Raw genomic sequence first — 19,357 nt, forward strand, 5'->3', positions numbered from 1 at the left:
AATGTCCGCGGCGGCCACTATTCCTGGCATCGGCCGGCCGCGGCGCCTTGGCAGGGCGCTTCCCGGCGCCTTGTGGGCCTTGCTTCTGCTGACGCCGGCATTCGTGTCGCTGGCGTCGGTTTCCTTCTATCCGATCGTCAACGGGCTCTACCTGTCGCTCACCAACACCTCGTTGATCACGCAGGAGCAGGACTTCACCGGCTTCTCCAACTATGTCGAGCTGTGGGGCGACCCGCAGTTCTGGAATGCCTGGTGGCACACGATGTGGTTCACCACCGCCTCGACAGTGCTGGAGACGGTGATCGGGCTTGGCATGGCGCTCATCCTGTGCGAGGCCTTCAAGGGTCGCGGGCTCGTCCGCGCGGCCATGCTGGTGCCCTGGGCGATGCCCACCGTCGTCACCTCCAAGATGTTCGGCTGGCTGTTCGACGGCCAGAACGGCATCGTCAACCACATCCTCCTGAATGCCGGTCTGATCGATCAGAACATCAACTGGTACGGCTCTCCCGACACGGCGATGACCACCATCATCATCGCCGATGTCTGGAAGACCACACCGTTCATGGCGCTGCTGCTCTTGACCGGGTTTCAGACCGTGCCGAATTCGCTGATCGAGGCGGCCCGCATGGATGGCGCCAAGGGCTGGATCACCTTCTGGTATATCCGCCTGCCGCTGCTGATGCCGACCTTGCTGATCGCCGGCCTGTTCCGCGCGCTCGACGCCTTCCGCGTCTTCGACCTCGTCTATGTGCTGACCGGCGGCGGCCCGGCCGATTCGACCGAAACGCTGTCGACGCTGTCCTACAAGGTGCTCTTCTCGACGCTGCAGTTCGGCTACGGCTCCGCGGTCTCGACGGCGATGTTCATCACCGAGGGCATCATCGCGCTGATCTTCGTCGTCTTCCTCGTCCGCCAGATCAGGAGGGCGCAATGAACGGGACGCGCTCGCCGCTGCAGAGTTTGGCCATCTATGCCGGCGCCCTTCTGATCCTCGTCTGGTCCGGCGGCCCGTTCCTCTGGCAATTCTCGACCTCGTTCCAGCTCGACAAGATGCTGACGTCGGGCTCGCCGTCGCTGATCCCGCATCCCTTCACGCTGGAGCACTACTACAACGCCTTCGTCGAGAAGCAGCTTCACCGCTATGTCTGGAACTCGCTCGTGGTTTCGCTGGCGACGACGTTCCTGTGCCTGTTCGTCGGGTCGCTGGCCGCCTTCGCGCTGTCGCGGCTCAACATCAAGGGCCGCTTCGGCATCCTCATGGTCATCCTGTCGGTATCGATGTTCCCGCAGATCGCGCTGGTTGGACCGCTCTATCTGGTCGCCACCAATCTCGGCCTGCTCGACACCTACACGGCGCTGATCATCACCTATCTGGCGCTCGGCCTGCCGCTCGTCACCTGGGTGCTGTTCGGCTATTTCGAGACGCTGCCGCGCGAGATCGACGAGGCGGCGCGCATGGATGGCGTCAGCGTTCCGGGCCTGCTGTGGCGCATCATCCTGCCGATGTCGCTGCCGAGCCTGGTGACGACGGGCCTGCTCGCCTTCATCACCGCGTGGAACGAATTCCTGTTCGCGCTCGCCTTCACCTCCAACATCGACCGGCAGACGATCCCGGTCGGCATCGCCAATTTCACCAACCTCTATTACGTCCCCTGGGGCGACATCGCCGCGGCCTCGGCCGTGGTGACCGTGCCCTTGATCCTTCTGGTCCTGTTCTTCCAGCGCCACATCATCGAAGGATTGACCCAGGGCGGCGTCAAGGAATGAACGACATGTCGAAGACGAAGCTCAAAGTCGGCTGCCAGACCTTCACCTGGGAAATGCTTGGAAAAGCCTGGACCGGCGGCCCCGACGATCTGTTGAAGGCGATCGCCGATGGCGGCTATGCCGGCATAGAGATCACGGACACCATGATTGGCGACTATGCCGGTAAGCCCGCCGACTTCGCCACGGCGCTTGCCGAGCGCGGCCTGACGCTCGTCTCCTTCGCCTTCGGCTCCAAAAGCGGCTTCACCCTGAAGGAGCAGATCGGCGCCGACCTCGAGTCTGCGAAACGTTGGATCGATTTTGCCGCTGGCTTTCCGGGCGCGCTGGTGTCGATGGGCTCGGCGACGGTGGTCTCCGAGGGGCCGCGCGACGGCAAGTTCGCCATCGCCGCCGAGGTTTACAACAAGGCCGGCGAGCTTGGCCGCAAGGCTGGCGTCCAGGTGGCGGTGCATCCGAGCTCGCACCACAACACGCTGCTGTTCGACCGCGCCGACTACGACACGATCTTTGCCCTGCTCGACCCCGATCTCGTCGGCTGGGTGCCGGACACCGGCCACATCCTGCGCGGCCACAAGGACATGGCCGACACGCTGCGCACCTATCGCGACCGCATCCGCTACATCCACCTCAAGGACGTCGACGTCAACGGCACCTGGGCCATGCTCGGCAAGGGCGTCTGCGACACGCATGATGTCATCGAGATCGCCAGCACCGCGCCGCGCTTCAACGGCTGGCTGGTGCTGGAAGAGGAATCCGACACGGCCGCCGCCGACGCCGCCGGCGCGGTGAAGACCAACCGCCAGACGATGCGCAGCTACGGCGCCTGAAGAACGAGACGATGATCAAGAAACAAGACAGACGCCTCAGGGTTGGCGTGCTCGGCTGCGGCCCCATCGCGCAGTTCGCGCATCTGGAATCCTGCGTCAAGGCTGGCAATGCCGACCTCTACGCCATCTGCGACGCGGCACCCGATCTGCTTGCCCGCATGGGCGCCACCTACGAGCCGCAAAGGATGTATGCCGACTATGACGCGATGCTCGCCGATCCCGAACTGGAGGCGGTGATCGTGGCGACGTCGGACGCCTATCACGTGCCGATGTCGATCAAGGCGCTCGACGCCGGCAAGCATGTGCTGTGCGAAAAGCCGATCGGCACCTCTGTCGAGGAAGGCGAGGCTCTCGCGGCGGCGGTGAAACGCTCCGGCAAGGTGCTGCAGGTCGGTCACATGAAGCGCTTCGACCCGGCGCTGGAGGCGGCCCGCGACTTTGTCCGCGACGAGATGGGCGAGGTGCTGGCGCTGAAGGCCTGGTATTGCGATTCCACCCATCGCTACACCAACACCGACGCCATTCAGCCGCTGCCCGTCACCAGCAAGCTGGCGCGGAAGCCGGCGGGCAATCCCAAGGCTGATCTCAGGCAATACTTCATGCTGGCCCACGGCTCGCATCTCGTCGACACGGCGCGCTTCCTGTGCGGTGATATCGTCGCCGTGCGCGCCCGCCTCAACGAACGTTTCGGCGCCTATTGCTGGTTCGTCGAAACCGAATTCGCCAGCGGCGCGCTCGGCCATCTCGATCTGACGGTGGCCGTACGGATGGACTGGCACGAAGGCTTTCAGCTCTATGGCCAGAACGGTTCCATTATCGCCAAGACCTTCAACCCCTGGTACTTCCGGGCGAGCGAAGTCGACATCTTCCATGAGAAGGACGCGACCTCGCGCAAGCCGCTTGGCGCCGACGGCCATTTCTTCCGCCGCCAGCTGGAAGGTCTTGCCAACACGGTGCTTGCCGGCGCGCCGATGCGCGGCGCCACTGTCGAAGACGGCATCGCGTCGATCCGCGCCATGGTCGCGATTGCCCGGTCTGTGGAGACCGGCGAGCGGGTTGAACTCGCCTCGGTTTCGGGGGCGGTCTGATGCGTCTCGGCATTTTCGCCAAGACCTTCCCTGGTACCGAACCGGCCGCCGTGCTGATGGCGGTGCGACAAGCGGGCTATGAGACGACGCAGTTCAATCTTGCTTGCGCCGGCCTGCCATCGATGCCGGACGCAGTGCCGGCGGAGGCCGTCGCGGCGATCCGTGCCGCCGCGCGATCGACCGGTGTTTCACTCGCCGCGCTATCGGGCACCTACAACATGGCGCATCCCGACAAGGCCCTGCGTGACGATGGCCTCAGGCGCCTGGCCCTCGTCATCGAAGCCGCTGCTGCCTTGGATATTCCATTGGTCACGCTCTGTACCGGTTCGCGCAACGCTGCCGATCAATGGGCGTATCATCCTGACAATGGCCGGCCCGACGCCTGGTCCGACATGGCCGCCGAGATGGAGCAGGCGCTGGCGTTGGCCGAAGCCGCCGGCGTCGATCTCGGTATCGAGCCCGAGCAGGCCAACATCGTCACCTCGGCCAACGATGCGACTCGCCTGATCGCCGAGATGGGCTCGAGGCATCTGAAGATCGTCCTTGATCCGGCGAACCTGTTCGAGCACGCCACGCCGGGCGAGGCGCGCGCCATCGTTGCCGCCGCCATCGACGAGGCGGCCGGCCACATCGCCATGGCGCACGCCAAGGACCGCCATGGTGACGGCCGCTTCGCCACATCAGGGCAAGGCATCGTCGATTTTCCGGATTTCGTCGCGCGGCTGAAGGCGGTGGGTTTCGGCGGATCGCTCGTCACCCATGGCCTGTCCGCTGATGAGGCGCCTGATGTCGCCGCCTTCCTGCGGAGGCTCCTCTGATGGGTACCGCGCCGGCGATCATGCTTCGCGACGATGCAGCACTTCGTGTCTTCGATACGGGGCAGGGCGGGCTTGCCATCGTCTTCCAGCATGGCCTCGGCGGCGATGCAGCGCAGGTGGCGCAGAACTTACCCGATAGCCCGTCACGCCGGCGGCTCACCGTCGAATGCCGCGCGCAAGGCGGCTCCGGCGCTGGCAGCAAGCGCCCGTTTTCGATCGCGATGTTCGCCGACGATGTGCTGGCCGCCGCCGATGCGGCCCGTCTCGACCGTTTTGTCGCCGGCGGCATCTCGATGGGCGCGGCAATCGGGGTGAACCTGGCGAGCCGTTACCCGGAACGCGTCATTGGCTTGGTACTTGTGCGCCCTGCCTGGGCCTTCGAGGCAGCGCCGCAAAACATGCGCCCTTACGTGGAAGTGGCAGGGCTCATCCGCGACCGCCCGCTGGATGAAGCGCGCGACGCTTTCGCGACCTCCGCCACTGCCGCCCGCTTTCGCGCTGAAGCACCAGACAATCTCGCGTCCTTGCTCGGCTTCTTCGCGCGTGAAAATGCGACCGTCTTCGCCGAAGTGATGCAGGCGATCGCAAACGATGGGGCCGGCGTCACGCAGGCGGCTGCTTCCGGCCTCGCAATCCCCACACTCGTCGTCGGCAGCGGCGTCGATCTGGTTCATCCGCTGGCGATCGCTCGCAGCCTCGCCGACGCCATCCCCGACGCTGCCTTTGTCGAGGTGACGCCGAAGGCCGCCGACAAGGATCGCCATTTCACGGAGGTCCGCGCCGCCATCGCCCGCTTTCTCGATGATCGTTTCAACAACCAGGACCAATCATGATCTCGAAACCACTTTCAGGCCCGGGCGCCATCGCCGCATTGCCGCGCGATCGCATGATCGCTGAATTCTCTCTGTGGTCCGCCGACCTCGTCAATTTCGAGAGCGACCTGAAGCGCATCGAACCCTATGTCGATCTTCATCACATCGATGTGGCGGACGGTCATTTCGCCCCGTCCTTCCTGTTCTTCCCCGACCTCGTCGCCCGCATTGCCAGGCTCACGGCGAAACCGATCCATGTCCACCTGATGGTCGATGCTGACATAGTCGAGGCGCAGACGCGCCAGTTCATCGAGGCCGGCGCCGACATGATCAGCGTCCATGCCGAGAATGGCGAGGCGGGATTGCGCGCCGTTCGGCTGGCCCGCGAGCTCGGCGCCGAAGCCGGTGTCGTGCTGAGGCTGGAGACGCCGGTCGAAGAGGTGGCGCCCTTCGTCTCAAATGTCGCTTTCGTCACGCTTCTCGGCACGGCAATCGGCGTCAAGGGTCAGAGCCTGTCGGAGAAGGCCTGCGACCGGCTGGGTGCCGCCCGCGCCATTCTGCGGGAGGCCGGCCGCGAAGAGACCGTCGTGCTTGCCGCTGACGGCGGCATCCGCCACGAAACGGTGCCGTTGCTGCGTGCCGCCGGCGCTGAGACCGTGGTGCTCGGTTCGCTCGCCTTTGGCGACAAGGATCTGGCCGGCCGCATCGGCTGGCTGCACGGACTGAAGGTAGCGGCATGAGCACTGAAGCCGCCCTCGCGATCGATCTTGGCGGCACCGAGCTTCGCGCCGCCCTGGTCGACCGCGACGGCAAGATCCTGGCATTCGCGGCGGTGCCGACACAGGCGCAGGCCGGCCCCGATGTGGTGATCGGCCAGATCGAGGCGCTGGCCGCGACCGCGCATGCCGAGGCGCCGGCGCTCGCTATTGTCGGCGTCGGCGTCGGTGCGCCGGGACCGCTTGATCCGCTCGCCGGCATCGCGGTCGGGCCGCCGACGCTCGCCGGCTGGTTGGATGTGCCGCTTGCCGACATCCTCGAACGGCGGCTCGGCCTGCCGGTGCGGCTGGAGAACGACGCCAACGCCGCCGCGCTCGGCGAATGGCGCTTCGGTGCCGGCCACGGCGCGCGCTCGCTGGTCTTCGTCACGGTTTCCACCGGCATTGGCGGCGGCGTCGTGGTCGATGGGCGCATCCTGCACGGCCGTCGCGGCCTTGCCGCCGAGATCGGCCATATGACCATAACCAATGAAGGCGAGCGTTGCGTGTGCGGCGTCGTCGGTTGCTTCGAAGCCATCGCCTCGGGCACCGCGCTTGGCCGCCGCGCGACCGCCGCCACAGCCGCCGGAGACGGCTCGACTTTGCGGCGGCTGTCGGCGGACGCGGAGGTGACCGGCCGCCATGTCGTCGAGGCGGCACGGCTGGGGGACGACCTCGCTTTGGCCCTGCTTGAGGAGGAAGCGCGCTGGCTGGGCGTCGGCTTCACCAATCTGCTGCATCTCTATTCGCCCGATGTGCTGGTCGTCGGCGGCGGCATCGCCAATGGGCTCGACCTTATGCTGCCTGTCATCGAGGCGACCATCAGGCAGCGGGCCATGCGCGCCTATCGCGACGTGCCGGTCGTCCAGGCGCAGCTCGGCCGCCATGCCGGGCTGGTCGGCGCCGCCAGCCTCGTCCTGTTCGACGACGTGGGCACTTTGGCGGCACGCATGCCTGTCGGCCCAAGCACGTATCCTGACGCGAGGAGGGACTTCAATGGCTGAGCTCAAGATGCGCGGTGTGCGCAAGTCCTACGGCGGTGTGGAGGTGATCAAGGGCGTCGACCTCGATGTCGGCGACCGCGAGTTCGTCGTTTTCGTCGGACCGTCGGGCTGCGGAAAGTCGACGCTGCTGCGCATGATCGCCGGGCTGGAGAAGATCACGTCCGGTGAGCTGTTGCTCGACGGCGCCCGCATCAACGAGGTCGATCCCTCCGAGCGCGGTCTTGCCATGGTGTTCCAGTCCTATGCGCTCTACCCGCATATGACGGTCGCCGACAATATGGGCTTCGCGCTGAAGATCGCCGGCCTGCCGGTCACCGAGCGTGACGCCAAGGTCAAGGCGGCGGCCGATGTGCTGCAGCTGTCGCATCTGCTCGGGCGACGGCCGAAGGAGCTGTCTGGCGGCCAGCGCCAGCGTGTCGCCATCGGCCGCGCGATCGTGCGTCAGCCGAAGGTCTTCCTGTTCGACGAACCGCTGTCGAACCTCGATGCCGCGCTGCGCGTCAACATGCGGCTGGAACTGATGCAGTTGCACGAACGGCTCGCCGCCACCATCGTCTACGTCACCCACGACCAGACCGAGGCGATGACCATGGCCGACAAGATCGTCGTCCTCAATGGCGGCACGATTGAGCAGGTCGGATCGCCGCTCGACCTCTATGCCAGGCCTGCCAATGTCTTCGTCGCCGGCTTCATCGGCTCGCCGAAGATGAACATGCTGCCGGTGCGGATTCTGTCAGCCAACAGGGATGGCGTTGCCGTAGCCCTGCCGGGCGGGTCCAGTGTGGTCGTTCCGGTCGAGGCGGGCGCACGCGCGCCGAACAGCGAGCTGCTGCTTGGCATCCGGCCGGAACATATTCGCATCGCAGATGCGGGCCAGTTCAAGGGCGAGGCGGTGCTGGCCGAGCGGCTTGGCGGCCTGACCATCCTTCATGCCGACATCGGCGAGAGGACAAGGCTTGTCGTGCAGACCGAGGGCATAGACACCACCCCGCTGCACAGTCCCATTGCGATGCAGATCGATCCGTCGCGATGCCATCTCTTCGGGGCGGATGGCAGGGCGCTGGCGCCGCTGAGCAAGACAGGTACCGTCTGACGTCGCGACCTGTATGACAAAGGCCGGAGGCAGCACGCCTCCGGCCTTTGTCGCATTGACCGCGCGGATTACTCGGCGGGAACGACGTCCGCCGGCAGGCTGTCGTCCGCCGTGCCCGCCAGAGCGCTGGCCAGCTTGGCCTCGTCGAGTTCGCCTTCCCAGCGGGCGACCACCAGCGTGGCGACGGCATTGCCGATGAAATTGGTCAGCGCCCGGCACTCCGACATGAAGCGGTCGACGCCGAGGATCAGCGCCATGCCGGCGACCGGAACCGCCGGAACGACCGAGAGCGTGGCGGCAAGGGTGATGAATCCGGCTCCGGTGATGCCGGCGGCGCCCTTCGAGGAAAGCATGGCAACCAGCAGCAGCAGGATCTGGTCACCGATCGACAGATGGATGTTCGTCGCCTGCGCGATGAACAGCGCCGCCAGTGTCATGTAGATGTTGGTGCCATCGAGGTTGAAGGAATAGCCGGTCGGGATGACCAATCCAACCACCGAGCGCTTGGCGCCGGCCTTCTCCATCTTTTCCATCAGCGAGGGCAGGGCGGCTTCCGACGAGGAGGTGCCCAGCACCAGCAGCAGCTCCTCCTTGATGTAGCGGATCAGCGCCAGGATGGAGAACCCGTTGTAGCGGCAGACGGCACCGAGCACGACGAACACGAACAGCAGCGACGTCAGGTAGAAGGTGCCGACCAGCATCGCGAGGTTGATGACCGAGCCGATACCGTATTTGCCGATGGTGAAGGCCATGGCACCGAAGGCGCCGATGGGTGCTGCCTTCATCAGCACGCTGACCAGCTTGAACATCGGCGCCATCAGCGCCTGCAGGAAATTGAGGACGGGCGTGCCCCTGTCGCCGACCAGCGCCAGCGCAATGCCGAACAGCACCGAGAAGAACAGCACCTGCAGGATGTCGCCGTCGGCGAAGGCGCCGACGATGGTCGTCGGGATGATGTTCATCAGGAAGCCGGTGACCGACTGGTCGTGCGCCTTGGCGGCGTAGGTGCTGACGGTTGACGCATCGAGCGTCGCCGGGTCGATGTTGAAGCCGGCGCCCGGTTGCACGACATTGGCGACGACAAGGCCGATGATGAGGGCGAGCGTCGAGAAGGTGAGGAAGTAGAGCATTGCCTTGCCGGCGACACGGCCGACCTTCTGCAGGTCGCTCATGCCGGCGATGCCTGTCGCCACGGTCAGGAAGATGACCGGGGCGATGATCATCTTGACCAGCTTGATGAAGGCGTCGCCAAGCGGCTTCATGCTCTCGCCGATCGACGGATAATAGTGGCCGAGCAGGATACCGACGGTGATCGCGACGAGCACCTGCACGTAGAGTTGGGCATAGAAAGGCTTGCGCTGCGCGGAAGGCGCGCCTGATTGGTCTGCGATGTGCATCGAACTCTCCCTGCCGGATGGGGCGGAAATGCGCCGCCCTGCGTGACTTCTCCCATCGCGGCGCTCCGGTCGCACGCCGCTGCAGGAACTTTTGCAAGCGCTGTGCCAGATCGGGGAAAGGCTGAAACCCCAGCGTTTTGGCCACTTTCCGGAGTTGCCCGGCGGAAACCTGTGCGGAATTCCGCACAGGTAGCGTTTGCCTGGGCGGAATTTCGCATTACACTGGCCGCGAGGCCGCGAGAAAGGGAGAGGGCAAACGCCGCAAGCAGGCACCGACAGCAGGTCAATAGGGGTTGCCGGCCGGGATTTGCTGCGCGAGGCGGTGGCCAGGCTGCGCCATGGCCGCTGGCTTGTCGTCGTGATCGCCCTAGCGGTTCTGGCCGGCGCGATCGCCATTGCCGGGCGCATCGCCTCCAGCCAGGCGGCCGACAATCTGCGTGACGGAGCGCTTGCGGCTCTGCCGCTGGCGGCGGGAACACTGACTGGCGAAATCGAAAAGCAGCGACTGGTTCCGTTGGTGCTGGCACGCGACGATGCGGTGCGCGAGGCGCTGCGCCGGGCCGGGAGAACGGAAGAAACGGCTCTTGATGAAAAACTCAGGGCGATTGCCGGCGATGCATCGGCCTCCGCCATCTATGTCATCGACACGGCGGGCATGGCGATATCGGCCAGCAATGCCGGCGAGCCGGCGAGCTTTGTCGGCATCGACTATAATTTTCGGCACTACTTCAACGAAGCAATGGCGAAGGGCGCCGCCAGCCAGTACGGCCTCGGCACGATCAGCGGCCGGCCAGGTCTCTATCTTGCCAGCCGGGTCGACGATGGCGGCAAGCCGCTTGGCGTCGCCGTGCTGAAAGTCGAACTCGACCGCGTCGAGGCCAATTGGCGATCGAGCGGCTTTCTTGTCTTCGTCACCGACGAACGCGGCGTGGTGCTGGCCACCAGCCAGCCTGACTGGCGGTTTCATACGCTTGCGCCGCTCTCCGCGGAGGACGCCGCCGCTGCCCACGAGCAGCTTCAACTGCCCGACGCCACTTTCGAACCGCTGCCGATACGGCGTGGTGCCGGTGACGGCTTGGCGACAATCGACAGCTCAGGAAAGTCGCGCCAGTTCGTCGAGGTGGTGCAGGACTTGCCCGGCGCGGTTCCCGGCTGGCGTCTCTGGTTGCTGACGCCCGCCGACGCCGCTCTCTCGTCCGCCGCCAACACGGCGCGCCTGACCACGCTGCTCGGGCTGCTGCTGACAGGTCTGATCGCCTTCGTGCTGACCCGGCGCCAGCGCGCACGCCGGCTGCGGCAAGAGGCGCTGGCGCGCATGAATGTCGAGCTGGAGAGCCGGGTCAGCACGCGGACGGCGGAGCTGACGCGCTCCAACACCGCCCTTGCCGGCGAGATCGCCGAGCGTGAGAATGCCGAGGCCAAGGTTCGCCGGCTGCGTGACGATCTCGCTCAGGCCAACCGGCTTTCCATTCTCGGGCAGATCGCGGCCGGCGTCGCGCACGAGATCAACCAGCCGGTCGCCGCGATCCGCACCTATGCTGAGAATGCCGGCCGCTTTCTCGCCGACGGCAGGACCGAAACCGTCAGCGGCAACCTGACATCGATCGTTTCGATGACCGAACGCATCGGCGCGATCACCAGCACCTTGCGCACCTTCGCCCGCCGCGCGAATGTCGCCGCCTCGCCATTGCCGGTGCGCGAGGCGATCGACGGCGCGCTGTCGCTTCTGTCGGGCCGCATCCGCGATTCCGGCGTGACCATCGTCAAGCCGCGCGGCAACGCGTCGCCGATGGTGATGGCCAGCCGCATCCGGCTGGAGCAGATCCTCGTCAACCTGTTGCAGAATGCGCTGGACGCCATGAAGGACCAGCCCGATCCCCGTATCGAGATCGTGCTTGCCGAGCGCGACGACAGGGTGCTGATTTCGGTGCGCGACAACGGTCCCGGCCTAGGGCCGGAAGCGGCCGGCAATCTGTTCATGCCGTTCCAGACCACCAAGGAGAAAGGGCTTGGCCTCGGGCTGGTGATCTCGCAGGAGATCGCCCAGGAATTGGGCGGCACGCTGCGGCTCGATCCCGACAGCGCCAGCGGCGCGTCCTTCACCATCGACTTGAGGCGAATTGAATGACCGAGGGATCAGGGCTGGTGGCGCTCGTCGACGACGATGCGGATTTGCTTCACGCCACCACGCAATTGCTCGAACTTGCCGGCTTCAGCGTGATCGCGCTCGACGCAGCCGAGGCGGCGCTTGCCGTCGTCGACAGGAATTTCGAGGGCGTGGTCGTCAGCGACATACGCATGCCTGGCATGAACGGGCTGCAACTGTTCGATCGCGTCAAGGCGATCGACCCGGACATACCGGTGATCCTGGTCACCGGGCATGGCGATGTCGATCTTGCCGTGGCCGCGCTCAAGGACGGCGTCTATGATTTCATCCCGAAGCCCTATGCCGGCGATCGCCTTGTCGAGGCGCTGAGAAGGGCATCGGAGAAGCGGCGGCTGGTGATGGAGAACCGGCGGCTGCGCGAAGCAGCCGCACAGGCGGCCGACGGCCTGCCGCTGATCGGCGAAGCGCCCGCCATCCGGCGGCTGCGCGAGACCTTGCGCCAGATCGCCGACATGGACGTCGATGTGCTGGTGGAAGGAGAGACGGGAACCGGCAAGGAAGTGGTGGCGGACCTGCTGCATCGATGGGGCCGGCGGCGCGCAAAACCCTTCGTGGCGTTGAATTGCGGCGCCCTGCCGGAGACCGTCATAGAGAGCGAGCTGTTCGGCCACGAGGCGGGCGCGTTCACCGGCGCGCAACGGCGGCGGATCGGCCGCATCGAGCATGCCAGCGGCGGCACGCTGTTCCTCGACGAGATCGAATCCATGCCGCCGGCCCTGCAGGTCAAGCTGCTGCGGGTGCTCGAGACGCGCAGCCTCACCCCGCTTGGCTCGAACGAGACCCGGCGCATCGATTTGAGGGTCGTCGCGGCGACCAAGGTCGATCTCGGCCGGCCGGACCAGCGCGGCGATTTTCGCGAGGACCTCTATTTCCGCCTCAACGTGGTGACGCTTCGCATCCCGCCCTTGCGCGAGCGGCGCGGCGATATCCCGATGCTGTTCGGGCATTTCCTCGGCAAGGCAGCGGAACGTTTCGGCCGGCCTGTTGCCAAGGTGAACACAGCGGTGAGCGACCATCTCCAGTCGCATGCCTGGCCGGGCAATGTGCGCGAACTTGCCCATTTCGCCGATCGCGTCACGCTCGGTCTCGGCCCGGACGACGAAGCGAAGGCAGTCCCCGCCCAATCGCCGGAGCTTGTGGCAACACTGCCCGAACGGGTTGGCCACTACGAGGCGCAACTCATCCGCGACGCATTGCGCGATCATGGCGGCGACGTGCGCGGCGCCATAGACGCGCTCGGCGTGCCGCGCAAGACGTTCTACGACAAGCTCAAGCGCTACGGCATTGTAGCGTCCGAATTTCGCAATGGCGGCGATGCGGATGCGCAACCTGTGCGGGGCCAGATATAGAAGTTGCGCAAGCGCGCCGCCCTTCGTAACGCTTGGCTCGCATCCAGCCGCACACGTCGGAAAGCCATGAACACGACACTTGAAACGACCGCCGATCCGTTGCCGGAAGAACTCGCCTTTCTCGGCGAGCGCCTGACGGCGTTCAACGACGGCGACGTCGGCGCTTCCGAAAGGAAGGCCCTGGCAGTGTTCGTGCGCGACGACGACGGCGCGGTCGTCGCGGGCATCTCCGGCTATACCGCCTGGGGCTGGCTTTACGTGCAATGGCTGTGGGTCGATGAAAGGCTGCGCGGCCAGCATATGGCCGGCAGGATGCTGGACGCGGCCGAACAGGAAGCCATGGCGCGGGGCTGCCAAAGCGCGTGGATCGACACCTTCAGTCCGAACGCCGCCAAGGTCTATCAGCGCCAGGGCTATCAGACCTTCGGCACGCTTGCCGATTTCCCCATCGGCCGCAGCCGCATCTTCCTGCAGAAGAAACTGTCGTCTGCCTGATTATCCCGCCAGCCGTCCGCCGCGCATCGGCTGCGGTGCGCCGGTCGTGCTGGGGAAGCTGATCGGCAGACCGCGCAGCACGCGAACCGCGAGGAAGGCAAAACACTCGGCTTCCACCGCGTCGCCGCTCCAGCCGAGGCTCTCGGCCTGCACCACCTCGACACCGGCGCGGCTGGCCAGCATCGCCATCATCGTCGGGTTGTGGCGGCCGCCACCGCTGACCACCAGTTTTCTGGGTCGGGTTGGCAACAGGTCGAGCGCCTTGCCGACGGCGGCGGCGGTGAAGGCGGTCAGCAAGGCAGCGCCATCCTCGGCGTTCAAACCGTCCGCCATGGCGGCGCCGAAGTCGAAGCGGTCCAGCGATTTGGGGTAGGGCTTGCTGAGATAGGGGTGCTGCAGCAGCTTGGCGAGCCTTGCCTCGTCGACCTTGCCCGCACGGCCAAGCGCGCCGTCGCGGTCCATTTCGCCGAGCCCTTTCGATTTGATGAAATCGTTGAGCGGCGCGTTGGCGGGGCCTGTGTCGAAGGCGATGACATTATCGCCGCCATCCCACCAGGTGATGTTGGCCACGCCGCCGAGATTGAGCACGGCTACCTCGCCATTGGCGCCGGCGCTGCGCATCAGCGCGGTGTGATAGGCCGCGGCCAATGGGGCGCCCTGGCCGCCGGCGCGCATGTCGGCCGAGCGGAAATCGTAGGCGACCTTGGTGCCGAGGATCGCATGCATCAGCTCGCCGTCGCCCAGCTGTCGCGTCTGGCCGAGCCGTCCGACCTGTGGCGCGCGATGCAGAACGGTCTGGCCATGAAAGCCGACGACGCCGATATCGGCCATCGTCATCCCATAGCCCTCGACCAATTCCTTGACCGCCGCCGACTGGGCGCGCGTCAGGGCTTCCTCGGCCTTGCGGAAGATCGCCGGCTCCGGCCCGACAAAATTCCAGGCTCTTGCCTCCTTCAGCGTGTCTTCCAGCAGCGAGCGGATCGACGGGGGATAGGGCATCAGCCGGTAGGTGCCGAAATCGTCGATGCGCTCGCCATCCGTCTTGATCAGCGCGACATCGATGTTGCCGTCGAGCACGGTGCCGGTCATCAGGCCGACGGCCCAGATTGGGTTCATTGTTGAGCTCTGCCTCTTTGTTTTGAACATGATCTTATCCCAAGACCGGGCCCACTTTGGGGATCATGCTCCATTGACGAGATCGCCGACCGCCTGCCGCAGCGAAACGATTCCACTATCGAAATGACGTGTCGGATGGATGCGGTTGGTGAGCAAGGTCCACGCTTTGCCTCTGTCGAAGTCGATCCACAGTCCGGTGCCGGTAAAGCCGGTATGGCCGATGGTTCCCGGACTGCACAAGGCCCCGCCGGACCAGCCGTCATAGGGACGCTCCCAGCCATGGGTGCGGGTGGCGGACAAGGGGGTTCGCATCAGTGCGATCGAACGCTCGGATGCGCCGCTGCCATCCAGCAGCCCTTGCGCGAAATCGAGCACCGAAGCGGCTGTTCCGAACAGGCCGGCGTGCCCCGAGCCCTGCAGCGCCGAGCAATTGTCGTCATGGACTTCGCCGGACAGCACGCGATGACGCCAGGTGCAGTCCTCGGTCGCGGCGGCGACATCCGGCTCCGTGGACCATGCAAAGCCGGGGCCAGGATCCAAGTCGCGGATGGTCTTTCCGGACAGCCGCTCAAGCGCAAAGCCGAGCAGAATGAAATTGATGTCGGAGTAGACTGGGTCCCGTGCCCGCCATTCGCGCTGCAGGATGAAGGCGCGCAGCAGCTCGGGATCGCGCCCGTAGGTGTAGATCGGCTCGACGGCCGGAAAGGGCGTCTGGTGGCCGAGGCATTGGCGAAACGTCACCTTCCGCTCCCAGGCCGCGGCATCATACTGGCGAAGGTCCGGCAGCACCGAGATCAGCGGCGCGTCGAGATCGATGACGCCGCCTTCCGCCAGCGCCAGGATGCGCGGCGTGGTGAAGACGACCTTGGTCAGCGACGCCAGGTCGAACCAGGTTTCGTCCTGCATCGGTCGCGGCACCGGCACCAGCTGGGCCGAGCCGATCGACCTGACGATGCGTTCGCCCTTTTTGTCCACAATGCCGAGCACGCCGCCTGGAATGCGCTTGGCGGAGACCGCTGCGGCGAGTGGTTGGAACGCGCGGTCGAACAGCTGTTGGAGGTCATTGGAAGGGGCTGCGGTCTTGCTCATCGCGGTCAGGCTTCCGTCCTCGCCATGTGATCCCGGCCAAACTGTACCCATCTGGCCGCAGCCGGCTCAAACCCCTGCGGACGTACAAGCGAGGGAACCTGGCGCGTGTCGAGCTCGAAATGCTCATGGCGACGGTCGATGGTCGGAACGGCGGCAATGAGTTTCTTCGTATAGGAATGCTTCGGCTTCGACAGCACCGAGGTCGCGTCGCCGATCTCGACGATCTGGCCGGCATAGATGACGGCGATTCGGTGGGCGATCCGCTCGACGACAGCCATGTCGTGCGAGATGAACAGATAGGCCAGCCCGAACTCGCGCTGCAGGTCGACCAGCAGTTCCAGCACCTTGGCCTGCACCGACACATCGAGCGCCGAAACCGCTTCATCCAGAACAACGACGGATGGGTTGAGCATCAGCGCCCGCGCGATGCACAGCCTTTGCCGCTGGCCGCCGGAAAACTCGTGCGGATAGCGTTCCAGGCTGTTCCTTGGCAGGCCGACGCGTTCGAGCAGGCTCGCCATCCTCGCCCGCGTCCCGGCATCCACCCGACCGCCGGTTGCAATCACCGGCTCGGCCAGAATGCTTTCGATGGTCAGCCTCGGGTTGAGCGAGGCATAGGGGTTCTGGAACACCATCTGAACGGGCAGGGCGCTTTGCGCCGCCGAAGCCTTTCGAGCACCGACCGTGAAGCTGCCGCGTGTCGATCGCACCAGTCCTAGCACCGCGCGCGCGGTGGTCGATTTGCCCGAGCCGCTCTCACCGACGATGGCCAGCGTCTCGCCTGGCATCAGGTCGAAATCGACGCCGTCAACGGCATGCACCGCGCCCGTGGCGCGGCTGAAGAAACTGCTCTTGAGCGGAAACCGCACCACCAGACCATCGACCTTCAAGGCTGGTTCCGTGCCTGCGCCCTTGTCGCGCTGTCCGTCAACGCGCGTCGCGCGACCGTTGGCGAAATGTGGCACGTCCTGCAGCAGGTGCTGCGTATAGGGATGCCGCGCATTGTCGAGGATCTGGTTCAGTTCGCCCTGTTCGACAGCCTTTCCGCTCTGCATCACCATCACCTTGTCGGCGATACCGGCAACCAGGCCGATGTCGTGCGTGATGAAGATCATCGACATGCCGGTTTCCCGCTTCAGCTCGGCAAGCAGCGCCATGATCTGAGCCTGCACCGTCACGTCGAGCGCCGTCGTCGGCTCGTCGGCGATGAGCAGGCGCGGATTGCAGGCGAGCGCGATCGCGATCATCACCCGCTGCAGCATGCCGCCGGACAACTGGTTGGGCGTGTATTTCAGCCGCCGCGCGGCATCGGGAATACGCACACGGTCGAGCGCATCCTTCGCTGCCGCGGTGGCCTGCCTGCCAGTCAGGCCGCGGTGCAGCCGAAATGATTCCTCGATCTGCGTGCCGATGGTCAGCACCGGATTGAGCGAGGTCATCGGCTCCTGGAAGATCATGCCGATCTCGGCGCCGCGAATACCGGTCAGTTGCGGTTCGGTCGCGGTCATCAGGTCGAAGATGCCGCCATCGGCCCGTTTCAGCTTCATCGCGCCGCCGGTGATGCGGCCGCCGCTGAAATCGATGAGACGATTGATCGACAACGCGGTGACCGACTTGCCGGAACCGCTTTCGCCGACAATGGCCAGCGTTTCGCCGTCGGCCAGATCGAAGCTGACGCCGCGCACCACCTCATTGGCTTGCGGATTGCGGCCGAAGCCGACGCGCAGGTCGCGGACGGAGAGAAGCGGGATCATGCCGGCGCCCTCCGCATCTTCGGGTCGAGGATATCGCGCAAGGCGTCACCCAGCAGGTTGAAGCCGAGGATGCTGATCATGATTGCCAGGCCCGGGAAGATCATCAGCCAGGGTGCCGTCTCCATCAGGTTGCGGCTGTCGCTCAGCATCAGGCCGAGCGAGGCGGCGGGCGGCTGGGTGCCCAGCCCAAGAAAGCTCAGGCCTGCTTCCGTCAGCAGCGCCCAGGCCAGCGCCAGCGTCACCTGTACGGTCAATGGCGCCACCAGATTGAGCAGCAAATGCCGCGTCACGATGTAGCTCGGACTGCTGCCGAAGGTGCGTGCGGCGTCGACGAATTCGCGTGCCTTGAGCGAAAGGGCAGGACCGCGCACCACGCGGGTGAAGATCGGCGTGTAGACGATGCCGATGGCGACGACGCTGGTCCACGTGCCCGGCCCGGCGACGGTGACGATGAGCAGCGCCAGCAGGATTGCAGGGAAGGCGAGCAGCACATCCATGATCCGCATCAGCATGCCGTCCCAACGGCGCCCGAGCCAGGCGGCGGCCAGCCCGAGCACGGTGCCGGCAAGGGTCGCGAAGGCCACCGAGAAGAAGGCAACCGTGAAGGACTGGCCGACACCCGCCATCAGCCGGCTGGCCACGTCGCGGCCGAACAGGTCCGTGCCCATCCAATAGGCGCCGTTGGGCGCATGCAGCCGGTCGACCCGGTATTGCGTGATGGGATTGTGCGGCGTCAACCCCAGCATGCCGAGGATCGCGATCAGCAGATAGACGCCGACGATGACACCGCCGATACGGCCGCTGCCGTGGCCGAAGATGGCTCGCAGGATGCGCATCATTGTTCTCCCAGCCGGATGCGCGGATCGAGCGCGACATAGGCGAGGTCGACCAGGAGATTGACGATCATGAAGTTGAGGGCGATGAACAGCACGCTTCCCTGCACCAGTGCGTAGTCGCGCTGCAGGATCGCATCCAGCACCATGCGGCCGAGGCCCGGCAGCGCGTAGATCTGCTCGACGATGACGGCGCCACCCAGCAGATAGCCGAATTCAATGCCGCTCAGCGTCACGACCGGGATGAGTGCATTGGGCAGCGCATGCCGCCAGATGACGCTGCGCGCCGGCGCGCCCTTGCTGCGCGCGGTGCGGACATAATCGTCGCTCAAGACGTCGAGCATGGCCGAGCGCGATATGCGGGTGACCGACGCCGCGAAGGCAAAGCCGAGCGTTATGGCGGGCAGGATGAGTTGGCCGAGATTGCGCAAGGGATCTTGCCAGAGCGGTGCGAATTCGCCCATCGCCGGCAGCACGCCAAAGCCGGCCGACAGCGTGTAGATGATCAGGAGGCCAAGCACGAAGCTCGGCGTCGACTGGCCGATCATGGCGACGACGCGCACACCGAGGTCGGACGGCTTCTCATTGTGCGTGGCGGCAAAGATCCCCGCCGGCAAGCCGACGATGAGCGCGATGATCATCGACAGCACTGCCAGTTCGAGCGTCAGCGGGAAGCGCTCGAGGATGACGTCAAGCACCGGCCTGCCATAGGTGACGGAAATGCCGAGATTGCCATGCAGAATGCCTGAAATCCAGCGCCAGTACTGGACGAACCAGGGCTGGTCGATGCCGAAATAGGCGGCGAGCGAGTCACGTTGCGCCGGGGTCAGCAGGCCGGCCTCGGTGCCCAGCATCGCCGTGATCGAATCGCCCGGCACCATCCGGATCGCCACGAAGACCAGGATGGACACGCCAAGCAGGACGAGAGGAAACGCCGCCAGTCGTCGCATCAGATAGTTCACGCGAAGAAGTCCTCTCGTCCAATGCCAGCGG

At 65.5% G+C, this 19,357-nt stretch carries 18 protein-coding genes; 12 read left to right on the plus strand and 6 right to left on the minus strand.

The features are described from left to right. The first annotated feature begins 1 nt into the window (after window position 1). Genes OOJ09_RS01535 through OOJ09_RS01575 form a run of 9 tightly spaced genes read left to right on the plus strand, consistent with a single transcriptional unit; the run spans window position 2 to window position 8,164 of the window. Window positions 2-934 carry a carbohydrate ABC transporter permease gene (locus OOJ09_RS01535; protein WP_269903497.1) on the plus strand — a complete coding sequence of 311 codons (933 nt, stop codon included), beginning with the start codon at window positions 2-4 and terminating at the stop codon, window positions 932-934. Further along, window positions 931-1,767 carry a carbohydrate ABC transporter permease gene (locus tag OOJ09_RS01540; protein WP_269903498.1) on the plus strand — a complete coding sequence of 279 codons (837 nt, stop codon included), beginning with the start codon at window positions 931-933 and terminating at the stop codon, window positions 1,765-1,767. Before OOJ09_RS01535 ends, OOJ09_RS01540 begins: the two co-directional genes overlap by 4 nt. Window positions 1,768-1,772: 5 nt before the next feature. Continuing rightward, window positions 1,773-2,594 carry a sugar phosphate isomerase/epimerase family protein gene (locus OOJ09_RS01545; RefSeq protein ID WP_269903499.1) on the plus strand — a complete coding sequence of 274 codons (822 nt, stop codon included), beginning with the start codon at window positions 1,773-1,775 and terminating at the stop codon, window positions 2,592-2,594. 11 nt (window positions 2,595-2,605) lie between these two features. After that, window positions 2,606-3,682: a Gfo/Idh/MocA family protein gene (locus OOJ09_RS01550; RefSeq protein WP_269903500.1), complete on the plus strand. Its 1,077-nt coding sequence runs from the start codon at window positions 2,606-2,608 to the stop codon at window positions 3,680-3,682. Continuing rightward, window positions 3,682-4,500, plus strand: a complete 819-nt coding sequence (locus tag OOJ09_RS01555) for a sugar phosphate isomerase/epimerase family protein (protein ID WP_269903501.1) — start codon at window positions 3,682-3,684, stop codon at window positions 4,498-4,500. The genes OOJ09_RS01550 and OOJ09_RS01555 overlap by 1 nt, the downstream gene beginning before the upstream one ends. Continuing rightward, complete coding sequence (locus OOJ09_RS01560) at window positions 4,500-5,333, plus strand: alpha/beta fold hydrolase (protein WP_269903502.1); 834 nt, start codon at window positions 4,500-4,502, stop codon at window positions 5,331-5,333. Before OOJ09_RS01555 ends, OOJ09_RS01560 begins: the two co-directional genes overlap by 1 nt. Continuing rightward, window positions 5,330-6,052, plus strand: a complete 723-nt coding sequence (locus OOJ09_RS01565) for a ribulose-phosphate 3-epimerase (protein WP_269903503.1) — start codon at window positions 5,330-5,332, stop codon at window positions 6,050-6,052. Before OOJ09_RS01560 ends, OOJ09_RS01565 begins: the two co-directional genes overlap by 4 nt. Beyond that, window positions 6,049-7,071: an ROK family protein gene (locus OOJ09_RS01570; RefSeq protein ID WP_269903504.1), complete on the plus strand. Its 1,023-nt coding sequence runs from the start codon at window positions 6,049-6,051 to the stop codon at window positions 7,069-7,071. Before OOJ09_RS01565 ends, OOJ09_RS01570 begins: the two co-directional genes overlap by 4 nt. Next, window positions 7,064-8,164: an ABC transporter ATP-binding protein gene (locus OOJ09_RS01575; protein WP_269903505.1), complete on the plus strand. Its 1,101-nt coding sequence runs from the start codon at window positions 7,064-7,066 to the stop codon at window positions 8,162-8,164. The genes OOJ09_RS01570 and OOJ09_RS01575 overlap by 8 nt, the downstream gene beginning before the upstream one ends. Window positions 8,165-8,232: 68 nt before the next feature. On the opposite strand, the gene OOJ09_RS01580 is transcribed toward OOJ09_RS01575, so the two are convergent. Further along, entirely contained in the window at window positions 8,233-9,561 is a 1,329-nt protein-coding gene (locus tag OOJ09_RS01580; protein ID WP_269903506.1) for a dicarboxylate/amino acid:cation symporter, read from the minus strand. Window positions 9,562-9,868: 307 nt separating this feature from the next. Here OOJ09_RS01580 and OOJ09_RS01585 point away from each other — a divergent pair, with 307 nt between their 5' ends. From OOJ09_RS01585 to OOJ09_RS01595, 3 genes are all read left to right on the plus strand, one after another. Next, complete coding sequence (locus tag OOJ09_RS01585; protein WP_269903507.1) at window positions 9,869-11,689, plus strand: sensor histidine kinase; 1,821 nt, start codon at window positions 9,869-9,871, stop codon at window positions 11,687-11,689. Further along, window positions 11,686-13,077: a sigma-54-dependent transcriptional regulator gene (locus OOJ09_RS01590; RefSeq protein ID WP_269903508.1), complete on the plus strand. Its 1,392-nt coding sequence runs from the start codon at window positions 11,686-11,688 to the stop codon at window positions 13,075-13,077. Before OOJ09_RS01585 ends, OOJ09_RS01590 begins: the two co-directional genes overlap by 4 nt. A 66-nt stretch (window positions 13,078-13,143) precedes the next feature. Next, on the plus strand, window positions 13,144-13,572 hold the full coding sequence (locus OOJ09_RS01595) for a GNAT family N-acetyltransferase (RefSeq protein WP_269903509.1): 429 nt from the start codon (window positions 13,144-13,146) through the stop codon (window positions 13,570-13,572). On the opposite strand, the gene OOJ09_RS01600 is transcribed toward OOJ09_RS01595, so the two are convergent. The 5 genes from OOJ09_RS01600 to OOJ09_RS01620 form a co-directional block, all read right to left on the minus strand. Continuing rightward, on the minus strand, window positions 13,573-14,688 hold the full coding sequence (locus tag OOJ09_RS01600; protein ID WP_269903510.1) for an anhydro-N-acetylmuramic acid kinase: 1,116 nt from the start codon (window positions 14,686-14,688) through the stop codon (window positions 13,573-13,575). A gap of 63 nt (window positions 14,689-14,751) precedes the next feature. Then, window positions 14,752-15,777 (minus strand): serine hydrolase domain-containing protein, encoded by a 1,026-nt coding sequence (locus tag OOJ09_RS01605; protein WP_269903511.1) that lies wholly within the window; start codon window positions 15,775-15,777, stop codon window positions 14,752-14,754. 5 nt (window positions 15,778-15,782) lie between these two features. After that, on the minus strand, window positions 15,783-17,531 hold the full coding sequence (locus OOJ09_RS01610; protein WP_269903512.1) for an ABC transporter ATP-binding protein: 1,749 nt from the start codon (window positions 17,529-17,531) through the stop codon (window positions 15,783-15,785). Continuing rightward, entirely contained in the window at window positions 17,528-18,367 is an 840-nt protein-coding gene (locus OOJ09_RS01615; protein ID WP_269903513.1) for an ABC transporter permease, read from the minus strand. Before OOJ09_RS01615 ends, OOJ09_RS01610 begins: the two co-directional genes overlap by 4 nt. Beyond that, complete coding sequence (locus OOJ09_RS01620) at window positions 18,367-19,326, minus strand: ABC transporter permease (RefSeq protein ID WP_269903514.1); 960 nt, start codon at window positions 19,324-19,326, stop codon at window positions 18,367-18,369. Before OOJ09_RS01620 ends, OOJ09_RS01615 begins: the two co-directional genes overlap by 1 nt. Window positions 19,327-19,357: the final 31 nt, after the last annotated feature.

This window comes from Mesorhizobium qingshengii (assembly GCF_027563465.1).
GTDB lineage: Bacteria > Pseudomonadota > Alphaproteobacteria > Rhizobiales > Rhizobiaceae > Mesorhizobium > Mesorhizobium qingshengii_A.